The sequence below is a fragment of the Chryseobacterium sp. IT-36CA2 genome, assembly GCF_949767875.1.
Classification (GTDB): Bacteria; Bacteroidota; Bacteroidia; order Flavobacteriales; family Weeksellaceae; genus Chryseobacterium.
Genome location: NZ_CATKPG010000020.1, coordinates 486887 through 503798 on the forward strand (window position 1 = coordinate 486887; position 16912 = coordinate 503798).

General features: G+C 35.6%; 19 protein-coding genes and 1 other RNA gene. 3 read left to right on the plus strand and 17 right to left on the minus strand.

Annotated features, from left to right (window positions below):
• Window positions 1-10: 10 nt before the first annotated feature.
• The 6 genes from ACM6F9_RS09575 to ACM6F9_RS09600 form a co-directional block, all read right to left on the minus strand.
• Entirely contained in the window at window positions 11-922 is a 912-nt protein-coding gene (locus tag ACM6F9_RS09575) for a hypothetical protein (protein ID WP_414845509.1), read from the minus strand.
• A 17-nt stretch (window positions 923-939) separates the two neighbouring features.
• Window positions 940-2655 (minus strand): phospho-sugar mutase, encoded by a 1716-nt coding sequence (locus ACM6F9_RS09580; protein WP_414845510.1) that lies wholly within the window; start codon window positions 2653-2655, stop codon window positions 940-942.
• A gap of 200 nt (window positions 2656-2855) precedes the next feature.
• Window positions 2856-3212 (minus strand): four helix bundle protein, encoded by a 357-nt coding sequence (locus ACM6F9_RS09585; RefSeq protein WP_414845511.1) that lies wholly within the window; start codon window positions 3210-3212, stop codon window positions 2856-2858.
• Between the two features lie 186 nt (window positions 3213-3398).
• Complete coding sequence (locus tag ACM6F9_RS09590; RefSeq protein ID WP_414845512.1) at window positions 3399-4100, minus strand: GIN domain-containing protein; 702 nt, start codon at window positions 4098-4100, stop codon at window positions 3399-3401.
• 429 nt (window positions 4101-4529) lie between these two features.
• Window positions 4530-5480 carry a glycosyltransferase family 2 protein gene (locus tag ACM6F9_RS09595; protein WP_047425488.1) on the minus strand — a complete coding sequence of 317 codons (951 nt, stop codon included), beginning with the start codon at window positions 5478-5480 and terminating at the stop codon, window positions 4530-4532.
• A gap of 16 nt (window positions 5481-5496) precedes the next feature.
• Entirely contained in the window at window positions 5497-6099 is a 603-nt protein-coding gene (locus tag ACM6F9_RS09600; protein WP_414845513.1) for a DUF4199 domain-containing protein, read from the minus strand.
• 130 nt (window positions 6100-6229) lie between these two features.
• Here ACM6F9_RS09600 and ffs point away from each other — a divergent pair.
• An RNA gene (gene ffs / locus ACM6F9_RS09605) (signal recognition particle sRNA small type) lies at window positions 6230-6327 on the plus strand.
• Window positions 6328-6443: 116 nt separating this feature from the next.
• On the opposite strand, the gene ACM6F9_RS09610 is transcribed toward ffs, so the two are convergent.
• The 6 genes from ACM6F9_RS09610 to gyrA all read right to left on the minus strand — a co-directional run bounded on the left by ACM6F9_RS09610 (window position 6444) and on the right by gyrA (window position 13429).
• On the minus strand, window positions 6444-7130 hold the full coding sequence (locus ACM6F9_RS09610; protein WP_414845514.1) for a metal-dependent hydrolase: 687 nt from the start codon (window positions 7128-7130) through the stop codon (window positions 6444-6446).
• Between the two features lie 118 nt (window positions 7131-7248).
• On the minus strand, window positions 7249-7695 hold the full coding sequence (locus ACM6F9_RS09615; protein WP_414845515.1) for an SRPBCC family protein: 447 nt from the start codon (window positions 7693-7695) through the stop codon (window positions 7249-7251).
• 18 nt (window positions 7696-7713) lie between these two features.
• Window positions 7714-8643 carry a 1,4-dihydroxy-2-naphthoate octaprenyltransferase gene (gene menA, locus ACM6F9_RS09620; protein ID WP_414845859.1) on the minus strand — a complete coding sequence of 310 codons (930 nt, stop codon included), beginning with the start codon at window positions 8641-8643 and terminating at the stop codon, window positions 7714-7716.
• Window positions 8644-8718: 75 nt separating this feature from the next.
• Entirely contained in the window at window positions 8719-9555 is an 837-nt protein-coding gene (locus ACM6F9_RS09625) for a 1,4-dihydroxy-2-naphthoyl-CoA synthase (protein WP_047429929.1), read from the minus strand.
• 220 nt (window positions 9556-9775) lie between these two features.
• Entirely contained in the window at window positions 9776-10810 is a 1035-nt protein-coding gene (locus tag ACM6F9_RS09630) for a tetratricopeptide repeat protein (protein ID WP_414845516.1), read from the minus strand.
• 30 nt (window positions 10811-10840) lie between these two features.
• The gene (gene gyrA / locus ACM6F9_RS09635) at window positions 10841-13429 is read right to left on the minus strand and encodes a DNA gyrase subunit A (RefSeq protein ID WP_414845517.1); all 2589 of its coding nucleotides are present in this window, start codon (window positions 13427-13429) and stop codon (window positions 10841-10843) included.
• 149 nt (window positions 13430-13578) lie between these two features.
• Here gyrA and ACM6F9_RS09640 point away from each other — a divergent pair, with 149 nt between their 5' ends.
• Window positions 13579-13893, plus strand: coding sequence for a DUF4286 family protein (locus ACM6F9_RS09640; RefSeq protein WP_105701435.1), 315 nt, complete (start codon window positions 13579-13581; stop codon window positions 13891-13893).
• Between the two features lie 41 nt (window positions 13894-13934).
• Here the strand turns inward: ACM6F9_RS09640 and ACM6F9_RS09645 are convergent, their stop codons facing one another.
• The 3 genes from ACM6F9_RS09645 to ACM6F9_RS09655 form a co-directional block, all read right to left on the minus strand.
• Window positions 13935-14147: a hypothetical protein gene (locus ACM6F9_RS09645; protein WP_414845518.1), complete on the minus strand. Its 213-nt coding sequence runs from the start codon at window positions 14145-14147 to the stop codon at window positions 13935-13937.
• A 146-nt stretch (window positions 14148-14293) separates the two neighbouring features.
• Entirely contained in the window at window positions 14294-14785 is a 492-nt protein-coding gene (locus ACM6F9_RS09650) for a GNAT family N-acetyltransferase (RefSeq protein WP_105701432.1), read from the minus strand.
• A gap of 5 nt (window positions 14786-14790) precedes the next feature.
• Window positions 14791-15303 carry a DUF421 domain-containing protein gene (locus ACM6F9_RS09655; protein ID WP_414845519.1) on the minus strand — a complete coding sequence of 171 codons (513 nt, stop codon included), beginning with the start codon at window positions 15301-15303 and terminating at the stop codon, window positions 14791-14793.
• 118 nt (window positions 15304-15421) lie between these two features.
• Here ACM6F9_RS09655 and ACM6F9_RS09660 point away from each other — a divergent pair, with 118 nt between their 5' ends.
• Window positions 15422-15997 (plus strand): hypothetical protein, encoded by a 576-nt coding sequence (locus tag ACM6F9_RS09660; RefSeq protein WP_414845520.1) that lies wholly within the window; start codon window positions 15422-15424, stop codon window positions 15995-15997.
• A 35-nt stretch (window positions 15998-16032) separates the two neighbouring features.
• Here the strand turns inward: ACM6F9_RS09660 and ACM6F9_RS09665 are convergent, their stop codons facing one another.
• Together ACM6F9_RS09665 and ACM6F9_RS09670 are read right to left on the minus strand one after the other, a co-directional pair.
• The gene (locus ACM6F9_RS09665) at window positions 16033-16167 is read right to left on the minus strand and encodes a bacteriocin-like protein (protein ID WP_089692266.1); all 135 of its coding nucleotides are present in this window, start codon (window positions 16165-16167) and stop codon (window positions 16033-16035) included.
• A 110-nt stretch (window positions 16168-16277) separates the two neighbouring features.
• On the minus strand, window positions 16278-16682 hold the full coding sequence (locus ACM6F9_RS09670) for a hypothetical protein (protein WP_414845521.1): 405 nt from the start codon (window positions 16680-16682) through the stop codon (window positions 16278-16280).
• Between the last annotated feature and the right edge of the window lie 230 nt (window positions 16683-16912).

A 16912-nucleotide genomic window follows, 5' to 3' on the forward strand; every position in this document is an offset into this window, starting at 1 on the left:
TTTACTAATATTATCGTTCTTCATTGATTCTCTCATGTATTTGATCTACGGGCGTTTGTGCATCAAAAAGAGTGATTATTTCCTTTGCCTTTTTTGCCGTATTGGAATTCGGATATTTCTTGATAATCCTGTTGAACTCCGCTCTGTTTTCATCGTTTAGTTGTCCGGTTCCTTTGTCTGGGTCTCTTTCATAGGTTGGAGTATTATCCATTCCTATAAGATAATCAGACAGATAGTAGTTATAGTCTTGTTTTACAGTCTTTATCAGCTTGCTTTTAGGATATTTATTCATAAAATTTTCCCAGAACATTAGCCTGTCTCCCAGCTGTTCCCAGGTAATTATTAATCCTGCATCTGCTGCATAATTAGTTTCACTTTCTTTATCAGTCTGTGAAATATAGGCTTCATAATCCGGAGTTACTTTATTCTTAAAAAGAGAAGAATAATATCCCGGAATGGTCCATATTTCAGTTATTCCTTCTCCTACTTCTCTGAATTCAAGATCTGCTTTTTTGAGTTCTGAAGCTAATTTTTTAACATTGTCCGGTAAGTTGTACTGATCCTTATCGTAATTATAATAATTCACATATTTATCCAGAACATTGCTGTGTAAGTTCATCAGACATTCGGTATACTTTCCTCTTATTTTTAAATAATCCTCGTATACTTTGTCGTTTTGTTCCAGACTGTTTCCAGCTATTTCTTTTTCGATTTTGGTACGATACCACTGAAGAGAAGTGATATAATCCTCCGTTTTGTGGGTGGACGAACACGCTGTGTCTAACGGCTTGTACTGATCTTCTTTGGTCTCCGTTGTAGCAACCGAATCGTTTACCGGTTTTGTATCTGAAACTGCAGCTTCCTTTTTACAGGAAACTACAGCCGCAGACAATAGGCAAGCTGCTATTATTTTTTTGATCATCTGCTGTTTTCAAAGAATTAATCCAGTTTTAAATCTGTTTTAACGGCTCCGATTTTAGCTTCCAATGATTTTAATTTATCTCTGAAATCAGCTTCTGAAGTAATGGAATCCTTCACTGAAACATAGAATTTAATTTTTGGTTCTGTACCTGAAGGTCTTACACATACTTTTGTTCCATCCTGTGTGTAATAGATCAAAACATTAGACTTCGGAATATCGTTCATTACCTTTTTCTCATTCGTAGAAATGGTAAGGCTTGTCTGTTCTTTAAAGTCTTTCACTTCTTCTACCAATGAACCTGCAAGTTCTTTTGGAGGGTTTTCACGGAAGTTTTTCATCATATTCTGAATTTCTTCAGCTCCTTCTTTCCCTTTTCTTACGATATTGATTAATCCTTCATAATACATTCCAAGGTCTTCATAGATCTCAATCATGTATTGATACATTGTTTTTCCGTTAGCTTTACACCAGGCAGCAATTTCACAAGCTACAAGAATACTTCCGCAAGAGTCTTTATCACGCACAAAATCTCCGGTCATAAATCCGAAACTCTCTTCACCACCACACACGAACTTCTGTGTTCCTTCTGCTTCACGAATCATTTTCCCGATCCATTTGAATCCGGTAAGACCTACTTTGCATTCTACCCCGAATTTCTGTGCAATATCAAAGAAGATATCAGAAGTTACGATTGTAGAACCAATGAATTCTTTTCCGGTGATTCTTCCCTGTTTTCTCCACTCATTCAGAATGTAATACGTAAGGATTGTATTGGTTTGATTACCGTTTAACAATTGCATTTCACCATCAAGGTTTCTTACTGCAATTCCTAATCTGTCTCCGTCCGGATCTGTTCCGATTACGATATCAGCATTGGTAATTCTTGCCAGATCCATTGCCATTTCCAGTGCTGCAGGCTCTTCCGGGTTTGGAGAATCTACTGTAGGGAAATTTCCGCTTGGAATCATCTGTTCTCTTACAAGATCTATTTTTTTGAATCCGGCTTTTTCTAAAGCTTTCGGAATGGTAGTATACGTTGTTCCGTGGATAGATGTGAAAACAATATTTAAATTTTCTTTTCCAACATTCTGATAGGTAGAGTTTTCAATACAGGCATCAATATAAACATCATCCTGCTCCTCTCCGATCCACTCGATCAGATCATCATTTCCGTTGAATTTAATTTCTTCAAATTTCACAGAATATACTTCATTGATAATCGCTTCATCATTAGGCGGAACAATTTGTGCTCCGTCATTCCAGTATACTTTATAACCGTTGTATTCCGGCGGATTATGAGAAGCTGTTAACACGATTCCTCCGTTACATTTTTTATCACGAACTGTGAAAGACAATTCCGGAGTGGGTCTGTGATCTTTGAAAAGCAATACTTTAATTCCGTTTGCCGTCAAAACATCTGCTACCAGTTTTCCAAATTCTTTGGAATTATTACGAACATCATAAGCGATGGCCACTTTAATTTCTTCTCCTTTGAACTGCTGAAGCATATAATTGGCCAATCCCTGAGTAGCCTGTCCTAATGTATATTTATTCAAGCGGTTGGTTCCTACTCCCATTATTCCACGCATACCTCCCGTCCCGAATTCCAGTTCTCTGTAGAAAGAATCTTCCAGATCTGAGGAATTGCTGTCAATCAATGTCTGTACAGCATCTCTTGTTTCTTTATCGAAGGTATCACTTAACCAAAGTTTCGCTTTTTCTAGTGTATTCATATTTATGTCTAAGTTTTTTAAGCTGGAAGAGTGAAGCTGGAGGCTGGAAGTTATATCATGCCCGGCTTCAAAATTCCTGCTTTGTTTTTATTTTCTATTTTTTTATTTTAAAATCTGAAAGTAATTTTTAATCTGGAAAATAAGAGGTATGAAAAACTAACACCGCTCCCATCATCCAGCTTCACTCTTCCAGCCTTGTTCTACTCTTTTATCTGATTTCTGAAAGCAATAATTTGATTCATTAAACTATAACTTTCATTGTATATTTCTCTAAATTTTTCTTCTGTAATATATTGTCTGTTTTTTGCTTTATATAAACAGGTTACTGTTTCTGCCAAAGATCGAATTGAATATCCTAAAAATTTTTTAAACTCTAATTTTGACTGCAAAATACATCCTTCTGAAATATTGAGTGCTATAGAATCTGATGCTCTTCTTATTTGAGAACTAAGATTAAAAGTCTCAATCTTTGGAAAATGCTGGGATAAATTAAAAATAATTTCTCCAAACTCCATAGATTTCTGCCAGATAATCAATTTCTCAAATTTAAAACTCATATTCAGTTTTTTAAGTTGGAAGAAGGAAGCTGGAGGCTGGAAGTTATATCGTGCCTGGCTTCAAAATTCCTGCTTTGTTTTTATTTTTATGTTTTAAAGCTTGGAAGTAAATTTCTAATCTGGAAAATAAGAGCTATGAAAAACTAATATTACTCCCATCTTCCAGCTTCTGACTTCCAACCCAAATTACTCTAATTTTTTGTTTTCGACTTTTGTTGTTTTATCAATTTTGAACGCTCTGATAGGATCGTTATAATAGATAAATTTTGCAGTATTCTGAATATGTCCTTTCAACGAATCTTTTACATTTACTTCTGCATAATTTCCGTTTTTAGAATCAATATTCAGGTTGGTGATTTTCCAGTAGGGTGCAATTAAACTTGCTGTATCTGAAATCTTTATCACCGCATCTTTGGACAATCCCAGAAAATTTGCTCGGCTTCTGTTGTGCATTTCCACTTCTGCTCTTCTAGTATTAACAGAACCCATGAAGCTTGCATTATTTTTCATATTAAGTCTGAAATTATCTGTTTTGATTTCACTTGAAATATTCACTTCAACAGAATCAGAAACGGCTACTTTTTCCAGGTTATATTTTGAATAAATCGTTACGTTATAAAAATCTACCCCTTTTGTCCCTCTTTTTTCTTTAATGAAAAGAGTTTTGTCTTTTACATCCACATCCAGATTGCTCGCCACATTCGGATAGGTTTCTATTTCAACAAAATTTTTAGGACCTCTGGCATAAAATACACGGAATTTCCCTTCCAAATCAAGGTTTACGAATTCCGAAACATCCACATCTTTCTTTTCAATATTTCCTTTTGGAGAAACTTTTCCACAGGAAACTACCACCATCAGCATTAATGTGTATACAACTTTTTTCATATTTAATTTTAAATATTCTATATTATAATCGCAACGATATTTACTGAAAATCACTGAAAACTTTTTCATGTCTCTCACAGGACTTTCAATATTACGTTTGAACAAAAATAGGATTAAAATTTCTAAAAATCTTTGTCTTTTGACAATAAAATACCTGATTATTTTCAATTTTGTGCTTTTTGGGAAAAGACTATTTCTTTGTATGCTTTTCTTTTGCTTTTTATCTGATAAGTTCAAAATACAAAAAAGCACCCTGTTTTTTGCAGAGTGCTTTTATTTATTGGGATTGAAGTCGTTATAATCAGGTTAACCACCCCGTCAAAAATTCTTTGAATTTTCGCCACCCCTCCAAAGGATGGGAATGGTCATACATCGAATGGATATTTACATTAACAGATTGATTTTCATTTTGTTTGAATATCTTTCTGTCTATATCACTTCGTCAATATTATAATTCTTGTGTTCGCGGTTTGTTCTGATAATCATTTCTCCTAAAAATCCTGCTACAAACAGAAGGCTTCCCAAAATCATCATTGTTAATGCAATAAAGAACCAAGGGTTATTGGTAATCAAATGTCCGTAAATTCCTCTTGCAACATCAATAAGTTTGGAAATACCCAGCCAAAGTGCGGAAAGAAAACCAACAATAAACATCAAAGTACCAACAGCTCCGAAGAAATGCATTGGTCTTCCTCCAAAACGGCTTACAAACCAAAGGGTTATCAAATCCAAAAACCCTCTTACAAATCTTTCGGTTCCGAATTTTGACGTTCCGTAAGGTCTTGCCTGGTGCTGTACCTCTTTTTCCGTGATTCTTCTGAAACCTGCATTAGCAGCTAATACCGGAATATAACGGTGCATATCACCGTAAACATCAACAGATTTTACAACCTGTTTTTTGTAGGCTTTCAAACCACAATTGAAATCGTGAAGATAAACTCCTGAAACTTTTCTTGCTGCTGCATTGAATAGTTTTGACGGAATATTTTTCGTCATTACATTATCAAAACGCTTCTTTTTCCAACCGGAAACTATATCATAATTATCATGAATGACCATATTGTACAGTTCTGGAATTTCTTCCGGAAAATCCTGTAAATCGGCATCCATTGTAATCACTACATCTCCGTTTGTTCTTTCAAAGGCAGCATGAAGCGCCTGAGATTTTCCATAATTTCTGGAAAATTTAATAGCGTGGATCTGAGGATACTGAACTTTCATATTCTCAATAATACTCCACGACAAATCCGTACTTCCATCATCTACAAACCAGATTTCATAAGATAAATTGCTGGTTGTGCATACTTTATCAATTCTTGAAAAAAGCTCTTCCAGAGAGTCTTCTTCGTTCAGTAACGGAATAACTATAGATAAATTCATTTAATTTTAATAAAAATTAGGCTTGATTTGTTTCTTCGGGCTGATGTATTGTTCTTGTTCTGAAAAATGCTCCGAAAAACACCGACAAAACTACGTAAAATATAAGAATTGCTGCAAAATATCCTGAAAAATGACTTGCGGTAAGCATATCTTTTCCTTTAACAGCCTCAGGCGTGAAGCTTTGTACTCTTTCTTTATATTTCTGATCCAGCTCATCAATATCTTTCTGATGTTTCAGAATTTTTCTTGCTGAAGTATATTCTGTATCCAGTTCTGATTTTTGTCTCTGAACATATTGGTAGTTCAACAGCTTTTTAGCAGCCGGATCTACAAAGTTTAAAAAGGCATAAATACTGAAGATGGAAAGAATTCCTCCGACAAACATTGGGACAAATGCTCTTTTGAAAGCTTCTTTGAATTTTACTACTCTATGATTGTTCCAAAAGGATTTCACAGACCAGAAAGCAGCTCCCGCATAAAGAAGAGGCAAAACAAAAGCATTGGCTTTCAAAGAGATATCAAAATAATTGATTCCTGAGAAAAAAGTGTACACTACAAAGAAAACGATCATTGTAGCGATAAAAAGTATAATTCCTAGTGTTGATGGACTTTTCGTCATATTTAAATTTTTAAAAAAAGTTGAAAAATTTTCCCTCTAAATGTCAGGCGTTTAGCTTTACTACTGCATTTTTTCAACTAATTTTCTTTGATAAAGTTTTGAAGTTTATAAAATATTCCTACCTTTGCAACGGCAAGTCCTAAACAACCAGCTCCTGAGAATCCTCCAGGGTGGGAACGCAGCAAAGGTAATCGGTCGTAGCGGTGTGATTTAGGTAGCTTGCCATTTTTTTTTGTTTTAAAGTAAGAAGAGAGGTAATTTGATAATTATCTTTTTTTGTTTTTAATACCTTACGCATCATTTTCATTTTCTAATTTTCAGATTACCTCCGGTTTCGTTATTGATTAAAATTCGAATGTCTCACCTAATTTTGGTAAAACAAGTTCTAAATTTTTATCTGCAAAATGCTTTAGTGCACTTTCATGGTTAATTTCAATAGCAGGGAAAGTATCAAAGTGACATCCGATTACTTTAGGTGTTTTCAATAGTTCTGCTGCTGCAAAAGAGGCTTTTCTAGGACACATTGTGTAGTGGCTTCCGATGGGAAGAATAGAAAGATCAATGTTTCCGTATAATCTCGGGAACAGCTCCATATCTGCCATTACTCCTGTATCACCTGCCAAATAGATGTTCTTACCTTCAGGAAGTCTGAAGATATACCCTACAGGAACGCCTCCATAGCTTCCATCCGGGAAAGAACTTGTGTGATGAGCCGGAACCATGGAAATTTTAAGATCGTCGATTTTTGCCGATCCTCCTAAGTTCACATCGTCTCTATTTTTAGCCTGCTGGAAGTAACCACATACTTCAGGAACTCCAATAATGGTGGCTTCCGGATAATGCTGCAATACTTCTGCTACATCAGCAATATGATCACCGTGTGCGTGGGTCAACAGAATGTAGTCGATTTTTTGAGCAGCAATATCAAAACCTGATTCTGCTTTTTTGTAGTTGTAAAAAGGGTCGCTCAAAATTGTTTTGTCCTTGTAAGTGAACAGGAAACAATTTTGCCCTAAGAATTGTATTTTCATTTTAAATTTAATTTCAATTATTATTAAACACAAATGACTCAAATAATTTCACAAACAGCACTATGAAACTAGTGACATTTATGAAAGCATTCGTGTCATTCGTGTTTTTTTAAATTTATTATTTCTGTGGGAATTTATCTTCGATCAGTCTGAGATTAATCCCGTGTTCCAAATAAGCTTTACACCCGTCTAAAACCGTTGTAAAACCTCCTGTATTGTCGTTAATTACTTTTAACAGGTCTTCGCCACTCTGGCTGAATCCGTAGCTCTTAATGATAACAAGAGTTCCTTTTTCCATGGTTTTGAATTCATAGTCTACGTTGGTTGAAGGCTCGCCCCACTCTGTTCTGATCAGTTGGTTTGGAATAATCTCGTGAACCTTCACTTCGGATTTTACACCGTACATTTCCCATTCCCAGGTAATGGTTTTACCTTCTTCCAGTTTTCCGGTAGATTTCGTAAACCAGAAATGAGTGGTTACTTCCGGATTGATAAATGCTTCAAAAACATCTTCAATCGGTTTTCTGATAAGCATTTGAGCTTCAACATAGACATTGGAATTCATGAGTGTTTTATTTTTAAATTAGTTAAATAAATTAAGTCCGAGTGCCGTAAGAATAGCCATTACAAACGTCATAATCCCGACCTGTTTTAGATATTGGTCTAATTCTTTTGGTTCTTTTACGGATAAAATCTTTCTTCTTAATTTTGACAGTGGGAATAACAGAATCATTACGATGAAAACATAGTAGTTTTGTCCCTGCATGAATCCATTTATTCCTAAAAACATAAGAATCAGCAATAACGGAAGCTGTAACAACACCATTTCATAGATCATTGCATTTTTGAATCCGATTCTCAATGCAAAGCTGTTTTTTCCTGATAATTTATCACTTTCGATGTCTCTCATATTGTTCAGGTTAAGAACCGCCATACTCATCATTCCTACAGCTGTTCCGGGTAATAACATATCCCAGCTGAACGTTTTTGTAAAGAGGAAATAACTTCCACATACAGAAACCAATCCAAAGAAGATAAACACGAAGATGTCTCCCAATCCCATGTATCCGTAAGGTTTTTTACCTACTGTATATCCAATCGCTGCAAGAATACACGCTACTCCTAATCCTATGAAGATGTAGAATTCATTCATATAATTCGGAATGAACGCTACGTACAGCAAAGCAATGGTAGCAATGAAAGATAATGCAGCAAAAAGGATTACTGCATTTTTCATCTGTTTTGCAGTAATTTTCCCTGATGCTACGGCTCTAGCTTCTGCTTCATTGATTCTTTTGGCATCGGTTCCTTTTACTCCGTCACCATAATCATTGGCATAATTTGATAAAATCTGGTATAAAAGCGTTACCAAAAGAGCGAGTGCAAGGATCTTCCAATCCCAGGTTCCGCCTTCTCCGTACAGTCTCCATTTTGCAATGAAGGCTCCCATAATAATTCCGCTTAGGGAAAGCGGTAAAGTTCTTAGCCTTGCGGCTTTTATCCAATCCGTCATAAATTTATCATTGATAAGCGATAATTGATAAATGATAATATATGGATCATCATTCATCAATTATCAATTATATTTTTAAGATATCCATTGATCTTCTCCGAAGTTGGGTTTTCTTTTTTCCAAGAATGCGTTTCTTCCTTCCTGAGCTTCTTCCGTCATATAAGCAAGACGTGTAGCTTCTCCTGCGAAAACCTGCTGTCCTACCATACCATCATCTGTAAGATTCATGGCGAATTTCAGCATTCTGATAGACATTGGAGATTTTCCTAAAATTTCTTGTGCCCATTCGTAAGCGGTATCTTCTAATTCCGCATGAGGAACCACTTTATTCACCATTCCCATTTCGAAAGCTTCCTGCGCAGAATAGTTTCTTCCTAAAAAGAATATTTCACGGGCTTTTTTCTGTCCTACCATTTTAGCAAGGTAAGCAGAACCATAACCACCATCAAAACTTGTTACGTCAGCATCTGTCTGCTTGAAAATAGCATGCTCTTCACTTGCTAGGGTAAGGTCGCATACTACATGAAGAGAGTGTCCTCCACCAACTGCCCATCCCGGAACCACTGCAATCACCACTTTTGGCATAAAACGGATCAGACGCTGAACTTCAAGGATATTCAAACGGTGTCTTCCGTCTTCTCCTACATATCCCTGGTGTCCTCTTGCTTTTTGATCTCCTCCACTACAAAATGCCCATCCTCCATCTTTAGGACTTGGCCCTTCACCTGAAAGCAATACAACTCCTATGGAAGGATCTTCATAGGCATCATAAAAAGCATCGTATAATTCTGAAGTTGTTTTAGGTCTGAAAGCATTACGAACCTCTGGTCTGTTGAAAGCAATTCTTGCTACTCCGTTAGATTTTTTATAGGTAATATCTTCGTATTCCTTGGCGGTTTTCCACTCGATCATCTTATAAAAATTTTTCTCAAAGATACGGAATTACAGAGAATTTCTGTATGGGAAATTCACTGATCATTGCTATAAGGAGGATAAATTTTGAATGATGGATTTCTGGCTGTGAATATTCAGTAAAAGGGCCGTTTTAGAATGAAAAACTGAGTTTAATTTTAACCAAAAGAAAAGCCGGAACATTTCTGTTCCGGCTTTTTATTATTAAGTTATCTAATGATTACTTGGCAGCTGCACTAAGCTCAGCTTCTTTAGCTTTCATTTCTTTAACTTTTTCCATGTTTTTAGTCACTACATAAATTTCTTTTAATGCAGAAACTGCGTCAATGCTCTTTGGATTTGCTTTATACCATCCTTCAGCGTATGGTAATGCTTTTCCAAATCTTTCTCTTCTTGCATCGATCAATTTAGAAGCTTCATCCGGCTTGTCTTTTCTCAATGCATTGATTTCTGCTACTACTTTAGAATCATCACCAATAGTAGTATACACCAGGTTTTGGTACGCGTCAGAGAAATCAGGTTTAAGCTCAATTGCCTTTTTGAATGACTCTACCGCATCGTTAGCAGTAGCCGGGCTTTTTGCTTGCATTACTCCTAAGTTATACCAGTTTGTAGGATCACTTGGGTTCTTAGCCAACTGTTCTTTTAATCCTGAAACAAATTTATCAGTGTTTCCAGACTGAAGATATGCTGTAGTCTGAGCTTCTTTAAGCTTAGCACTGTTTGGGAATTTCACTAATCCTTTTTCAATAACAGCAAGAGCTTCCGGTCCTTTTTTCGCGTTAAGAAGTAATGAAGCCAAAGTTTCATACAAATCTGGTTCTATACTTTTTGACTGTTCAGTTTTGAAGTCAGAATAGTCAGAATTTTTCTTCATAAGCTCCCAAGTGGATTTATCAAGATTTACAACCTGTCCTGTTTTCTTTTCTTTAGCAGTATAAGTAGTTTCTACTCCTGTAAATCCTGAATTAACAAGGTCTGTATAAATTTTGATTGATTGGTCACTGTTATTAGCTAACGCGTGGCTAAGACCAGCATAATACATATATATTTTGTTGTCCTGACCGCTAGACTTTAATAAGTCATAAACTTCAATAAACTTGGGTGCTGCTGCTGCATAGTTTTTTGCATTATATGCGTCCATAGCAACTTTGTTAGCTTCCTGAAGCTGAGCATTCAAAGCAGCGGCATCTTTTTTCTGCCCAAAAGCAAAAGCAGATGCTACGATAGCCATTCCTAAAATTAGTTTCTTCATAATAACTATTTTATATTTATATTGTACAATTTATTCTTCAGAATCAGAATTTTCCTCTGCTGTATTTTCATTTTCAGCCTGAGGTGCTTTATTCTCTTCCTGATCATCAAATAGTGTTCCTACTCCTTCTTCTCCTTCTTCAAGTTCTTCAGAATCTTCTTCTACATCTTTATCCATTTCTACTTTTGCAATGGCTGCAATTTCGTCATTTTTCTTAAGATTGATCAGCTTCACACCCTGCGTATTTCTACCCATTACTCTCATTTCATCCATTCCCATTCTGATGGCAACACCGGATTTATTGATGATCATCAATCCATCTTCATCTGTTACGTTTTGAATAGCGATCAGATTTCCTGTTTTTTCGGTAATGTTCAGCGTGATTACTCCTTTTCCTCCTCTGTTGGTAATTCTGTAGTCTTCTACTGCAGTTCTTTTTCCATATCCTTTTTCAGATACTACAAGTACTGTTTCGTTCTCTACATCGTTCACAACAATCATACCAATAGCTTCATCATTGTCTTCCATGGCAATACCTCTTACCCCGATAGATCCTCTACCTACTTCTCTTACTTTTTCTTCAGGGAAACGGATACATTTACCATTTTTGGTAGCAATCATGATCTGAGAATTTCCGTTCGTCAGGTAAGCACCTAATAACTGGTCATTATCTCTAATTTCAATAGCATTTACCCCGTTTACTCTTGGTCTTGAATAAGCTTCTAATGATGTTTTCTTGATTGTACCGTTTTTGGTAACCATCACAACACTCATTTGATTTACATATTCGGAATCCTTAAGGTTATTGGTTCTGATATACGCTTTGATCTTATCATCCGGTTCAATGTTGATCAAGTTTTGTACTGCTCTTCCTTTTGCTGTTCTGGAGCCTTCAGGAATTTCAAATACTCTTAACCAGTAACATCTTCCTTTTTCTGTAAAGAATAACATATACTGGTGGTTGGTAGCAGAAACAATATACTCAAGGAAATCAGAGTCCCTTGTTGTTGCCGCTTTGTTTCCTACCCCTCCTCTGCTTTGAATTTTATATTCTGAAAGAGAAGTTCTTTTAACATATCCTGCATGAGAAATTGTAAGAACTACAGATTCGTTCGGAATAATATCTTCGATAGACATTTCTCCTCCTGAATAATCAATTTCAGTTCTTCTTTCATCTCCGTATTTTTCTTTGATTTCGATCAATTCTTCTTTGATAATCTGGAATCTTCTTGGCTCGTTGGCTAAGATATCTTCTAAATTCTCAATTTCTTTCATAATCGCATCGTATTCATCACGAATCTTGTCAAGCTCCATTCCTGTCAAACGAGCCAATCTAAGATCTAGAATCGCCTGAGCCTGAATATCAGAAAGTTCAAATGCCTCGATCAAACCTTCTTTTGCAGCTTGAGGGTTGGCACTGTGACGGATAATAGAAATAGCTCTGTCCAGAGAATCCTGAGTTCCGATCACTTTCATGAATCCTTCAAGGATATGCGCTCTTTCTTTTGCTTTTTTAAGCTCATACTGAGTTCTTCTTACGATTACCTCATGTCTGTGCTCTACAAAGTGATGAATGATATCTTTAAGGTTCAGCTGCTCCGGTCTTCCGTGTACCAATGCAATATTGTTTACACTGAAAGAAGTCTGAAGTGCCGTATATTTATATAATAGGTTAAGAACAACATTCGGAATTGCATCGTTTTTCAATTCATAAACAACACGAAGTCCTTTTCTGTCCGATTCATCTCTGATCTCGTGGATACCAGGGATTTTCTCGTCTTTTACAAGTTCTGCTGTTCTTGCGATCATTTCAGCTTTATTAACCTGATAAGGAATTTCACTAACGATAATAGCGTTTCTGTTTCCTATTTCATCAAAACTAACTTTAGCTCTTAAAACAACTCTACCTCTTCCTGTATGGAAAGCATCTCTTACACCGTCATATCCATAGATGATACCACCTGTAGGGAAATCCGGCGCAATGATGTGCTGCATCAGCTCGTCTATTGTAATTTCTTTATTATCAATATAAGCACAGATAGCATCTACAGATTCTGATAAGTTGTGTGGCGCCATATTGGTTGCCATCCCTACTGCAATACCGGAAGTACCGTTCACCAAAAGGTTCGGAACTTTAGTTGGCATTACTGTCGGCTCCTGTAAACTGTCGTCGAAGTTATTCTGGAAATCAACTGTTTCTTTGTCTAAGTCTGAAAGCACCTCATCAGAGATTTTTTTCAATCTTGCCTCGGTATAACGCATTGCTGCAGGCGGGTCACCATCCATTGAACCGAAGTTACCCTGCCCGTCTACCTGAGGATAACGTAAGCTCCAGTCCTGGGCCATTCTTACCATAGCATCATATACAGAGGAATCTCCGTGCGGGTGATATTTACCCAAAACATCCCCAACAATTCTCGCAGATTTTAAATATTTTCTATTAGAAAACACCCCTAATCCATACATACCATAAAGTACTCTTCTATGAACGGGTTTCAAGCCGTCTCTTACATCCGGTAACGCTCTTGAAACGATAACGGACATCGAATAATCGATATAAGACGACTTCATTTCATCAACAATGTTGATAGGAATCAGTCTTTCTCCTTCTTTTTGCATAAACAAATTTTATTGTAATGATATTCAAACCTTTAGCTGTAAGTCTGAAAATTATTTATTTCCAATTTTTATTAACGGGCTAATTTACGAAAAAAATGCCGATTTTTGCAGTAGAATTTATCCAAAAAATCTTAAAAATTCATAAAAAAATGAGCGTATTAAGTATAACTTTCCACTGTACAAAAGATAACCTAGAAGAATGGGAAAATTATATTGATGAAACACTGGTTTTAATGACTGAAAACCTGATGGATGTAAATAAATATATCCTTTCTGAAGTACACAGTGATTTTATTGAAGAAGGTAAAAATTATAATCTTCTGTTGATCTTTGATAATGATGAACTGCGGGAAGACTTCATTCAAAGTGAACTTTTGAATATTTCGGAAAGAATTGAGAAAAAATTCGGACAAGAAGTTATGATTTTTAACACTTTCCTGAATCCCAAAAAGTCGAGATTATAATTAATCATAAAAAAGCACTGATTTCTCAGTGCTTTTCTTTTTTATCTGTGATGCCTATGACCACGACCTCTGTGATGATGGCCACGCTCTTCATAAATATACACTTTCTGAACATGGCCTGGTGCATAGTACCTTGCACTTCCGCCATAATATCTTTTTGCGTGTCCCGGCGGCATTCTTCTTCCATAAGGCTCATGTACCACACATGAGGACAACATTAACAGAACCACGCCTGCCCCTACAATTTTCAACATACTTTTCATTACTTTCACTTTTTCAATTTCGATAGCGAAATATATCAATGTTAATGCCAAAAAAAGAATTCAAAGTTCAAAGTTTAAGGTTTAAAGATATGAGCATTGTCCCGACTCATCATTCATCATTTATAATTTATAATTCTCTAAATCGTTTCGCTTCTTTTCTCCATCAGGACAAGATCCTTCCACTCTCCGTTGAGCTTTCCGATTTTTTTACGGACTCCTACCGTTCTGAAGCCGTTTTTCTGATGAGATTTAATGGCCATTTCATTTTCAGAGAAGAGATTGGTCTGTAATGTCCAGAATCCGTGGTCTTCGCTATCCAAAATGATCTTTTTGAGCAATATGGAGCCCAATCCTTTGCCCTGATATTCTTTATCGAAATAAATGCTTACTTCTGCTACTCCTTTAAAACTTTCTCTTTTACTGAAAGGCTTCAACGCACACCATCCTATTACCTCATTATTTTCATTTTCAAGTACCCAGCGGCAGTCGTTGAAATATTCCATGCTCCAGGCTTCCGGAGTGGGAACTTCTGTTTCCAAAGTGGCAATTCCACTGTCTATTCCCTGTCGGAAAATTTCCAGCACCCTTACTTCGTCACTGGGAAGCATTTCTCTTAATTCGTAATTCATTGTATTTAATGGTATTTTCTTTTCATTTTTCTTTTAATTCTCGAATAGTGAGTCTGTTTACTCTTTTCGTCCTGAGAAACAACGCTTATATTTCCATCCACTTCCAGAACAGAGAGCTTTACATTATGTATATCTTCAATCCCATGCTCTCTTATGGCTTCTTCCAATTCACTTTCGGTAATTTTTACACGGTTCAGGGCTGCCTGATCTGCAATTCCGTCTCTGATCAAAATGACGGGTTCATCTTCCATAAAAGTCTGAAAGGAACGATTGGAAAACATGATCCTTTTCAAGGTAAAATTAGCAACAAACAAAACCAATGCCGCAATAATCCCTCCCTGAAGAGAGGTATCAGGACCTACCATTGCGTTCTGAACAGCATTTGAAATTAATAATAACAATACAACATCTCCTGCATTGAGCTGGGAAAGTTGGTTTTTACCAAATAAACGGATAGCAATCACCATGAAAAGGTAAACGCACAGGGAACGGACGGCAACATTAAGAATAGGATCCACAATTTTTTTATCTACTCAAATGTATTGATTTTTGTCATGCGCTAAAAATATTTTTTAACAGATTTTGGTATGCATTTTGACCTTGGGATTCTGATAAATACCATAAAAATACTATCAAATGAAAAAATTATTTCTCTTTTTAGGAGTTGTCCTGATTTTTGCATCCTGCAAAAAAAATGAACCTAAACCTTCTTTATCTTCAGATGCTGCCATCAAGGAAAAAGTAAATGCACTTTACACTCAGTATGGTAAATCTACTGAAGCTATTTACAACCAACCGATTCCTGACAATTTGTTTTCTCAGGATTTAAAAAAAATTTTAGACGAAGCAATACATGCATCAAAAGCGGATATTGAAAAGGTGAAGAAAAGTGACCATCCCGATGAGAAACCTTTAATTTTTGAAGGAGCTATGTTTTCCAGTCTGTATGAAGGATTTACCAGTTATAAAATAAAATCCATTAACATTAGTGAAAGTACGGAGCCATTAGGTTCTCAAGCAGACGTAAATGTTGAATTTGAATATTCCCATTCTTCACCAAAAGTTATATGGACTGACAAAATACATTTGATCAATGCTTTTGATGCAGGTTGGAGAATTGATAATATAGTCTTTGATACAATAGGAAATTCTAAAGATCTTAAGACTGGCTTACAAAGCTTTATTAAGTATGCAAAAGAACAAAATAAATAAAAAAATAAAGCCGCTTATAAAAGCGGCTTTATTTTTTACGGGCATTGAACGATTGGAATATCACTGCAAATTACTTTATTTGCCCATTCGCAAAACGTACAGTATTTTTTAGGTTCTCCTCCGTACACTGATTTCAAATCTGACTTCGTCAGTTTCTTTAGATTTTTCATATAGTTTTAATTTTTATGGTAGTCCAAAATTAAAACCTTGAAGTTTATTCTTTATTACAACTTAATCTGATAAGTTTTCATTATTCACACATTATTGAATAATATGAATATTATCTGCTGTGAATCTCTACTGTAACAGGCATTACGTAAGTGTAAGCAACCATGTTATCTGTTAGTTTATTGCGGTCTACTCTATAGTCAAGATCGCTTAGTACCATTTCAATTTCTTTGCTTACGGTTTTACAGTCACCACTGGAATGAACATTGACGATCTTCCCATTTTTTGCAATATCAAATTTCACCACTGAATTTACCGTTCCCTGTTTGTAATCAGGGTTGGTAAGGTCAAAATTGGCTTCTAATTTATTTCGGATATCATTAAATGTTTCACTTCTATTCAGCTGAATTTCCTGAATGGTATTATGATCTGTAGTTTGAGCTTTAGCAGTGTTCAAAACAGCAGCAAATCCGCAAACGAAAAGTGAAGCGAACAATATTTGAATTCTGTTTTTCATAACTAACTGGTTTTAAATATTATACTAACTTATTTTTGTATCTCTTAACCAAAGTTATTAAAAAAAATTCATATTAATTTTACATTCAGTTAACATTTAGTTAACATTAAAATCTAATTAATTGATAATCAGTATGATAAATTTTAAAAATAATTGGAAATTTAATATTGAAGAATTGTTTTAAGCATAAAAAAGGCTAAACTTAATCAGTTTAGCCTTTTTTATATAAA

Excerpts from the sequence above, each read along its gene's own strand:
- ACM6F9_RS09575 (WP_414845509.1), bottom strand. The coding sequence starts at position 922 with ATGATCAAAAAAATAATAGCAGCTTGCCTATTGTCTGCGGCTGTAGTT.
- ACM6F9_RS09580 (WP_414845510.1), bottom strand. The coding sequence starts at position 2,655 with ATGAATACACTAGAAAAAGCGAAACTTTGGTTAAGTGATACCTTCGAT.
- ACM6F9_RS09585 (WP_414845511.1), bottom strand. The coding sequence starts at position 3,212 with ATGAGTTTTAAATTTGAGAAATTGATTATCTGGCAGAAATCTATGGAG.
- ACM6F9_RS09590 (WP_414845512.1), bottom strand. The coding sequence starts at position 4,100 with ATGAAAAAAGTTGTATACACATTAATGCTGATGGTGGTAGTTTCCTGT.
- ACM6F9_RS09595 (WP_047425488.1), bottom strand. The coding sequence starts at position 5,480 with ATGAATTTATCTATAGTTATTCCGTTACTGAACGAAGAAGACTCTCTG.
- ACM6F9_RS09600 (WP_414845513.1), bottom strand. The coding sequence starts at position 6,099 with ATGACGAAAAGTCCATCAACACTAGGAATTATACTTTTTATCGCTACA.
- ACM6F9_RS09610 (WP_414845514.1), bottom strand. The coding sequence starts at position 7,130 with ATGAAAATACAATTCTTAGGGCAAAATTGTTTCCTGTTCACTTACAAG.
- ACM6F9_RS09615 (WP_414845515.1), bottom strand. The coding sequence starts at position 7,695 with ATGAATTCCAATGTCTATGTTGAAGCTCAAATGCTTATCAGAAAACCG.
- menA (WP_414845859.1), bottom strand. The coding sequence starts at position 8,643 with ATGACGGATTGGATAAAAGCCGCAAGGCTAAGAACTTTACCGCTTTCC.
- ACM6F9_RS09625 (WP_047429929.1), bottom strand. The coding sequence starts at position 9,555 with ATGATCGAGTGGAAAACCGCCAAGGAATACGAAGATATTACCTATAAA.
- ACM6F9_RS09630 (WP_414845516.1), bottom strand. The coding sequence starts at position 10,810 with ATGAAGAAACTAATTTTAGGAATGGCTATCGTAGCATCTGCTTTTGCT.
- gyrA (WP_414845517.1), bottom strand. The coding sequence starts at position 13,429 with ATGCAAAAAGAAGGAGAAAGACTGATTCCTATCAACATTGTTGATGAA.
- ACM6F9_RS09640 (WP_105701435.1), top strand. The coding sequence starts at position 13,579 with ATGAGCGTATTAAGTATAACTTTCCACTGTACAAAAGATAACCTAGAA.
- ACM6F9_RS09645 (WP_414845518.1), bottom strand. The coding sequence starts at position 14,147 with ATGTTGAAAATTGTAGGGGCAGGCGTGGTTCTGTTAATGTTGTCCTCA.
- ACM6F9_RS09650 (WP_105701432.1), bottom strand. The coding sequence starts at position 14,785 with ATGAATTACGAATTAAGAGAAATGCTTCCCAGTGACGAAGTAAGGGTG.
- ACM6F9_RS09660 (WP_414845520.1), top strand. The coding sequence starts at position 15,422 with ATGAAAAAATTATTTCTCTTTTTAGGAGTTGTCCTGATTTTTGCATCC.
- ACM6F9_RS09665 (WP_089692266.1), bottom strand. The coding sequence starts at position 16,167 with ATGAAAAATCTAAAGAAACTGACGAAGTCAGATTTGAAATCAGTGTAC.
- ACM6F9_RS09670 (WP_414845521.1), bottom strand. The coding sequence starts at position 16,682 with ATGAAAAACAGAATTCAAATATTGTTCGCTTCACTTTTCGTTTGCGGA.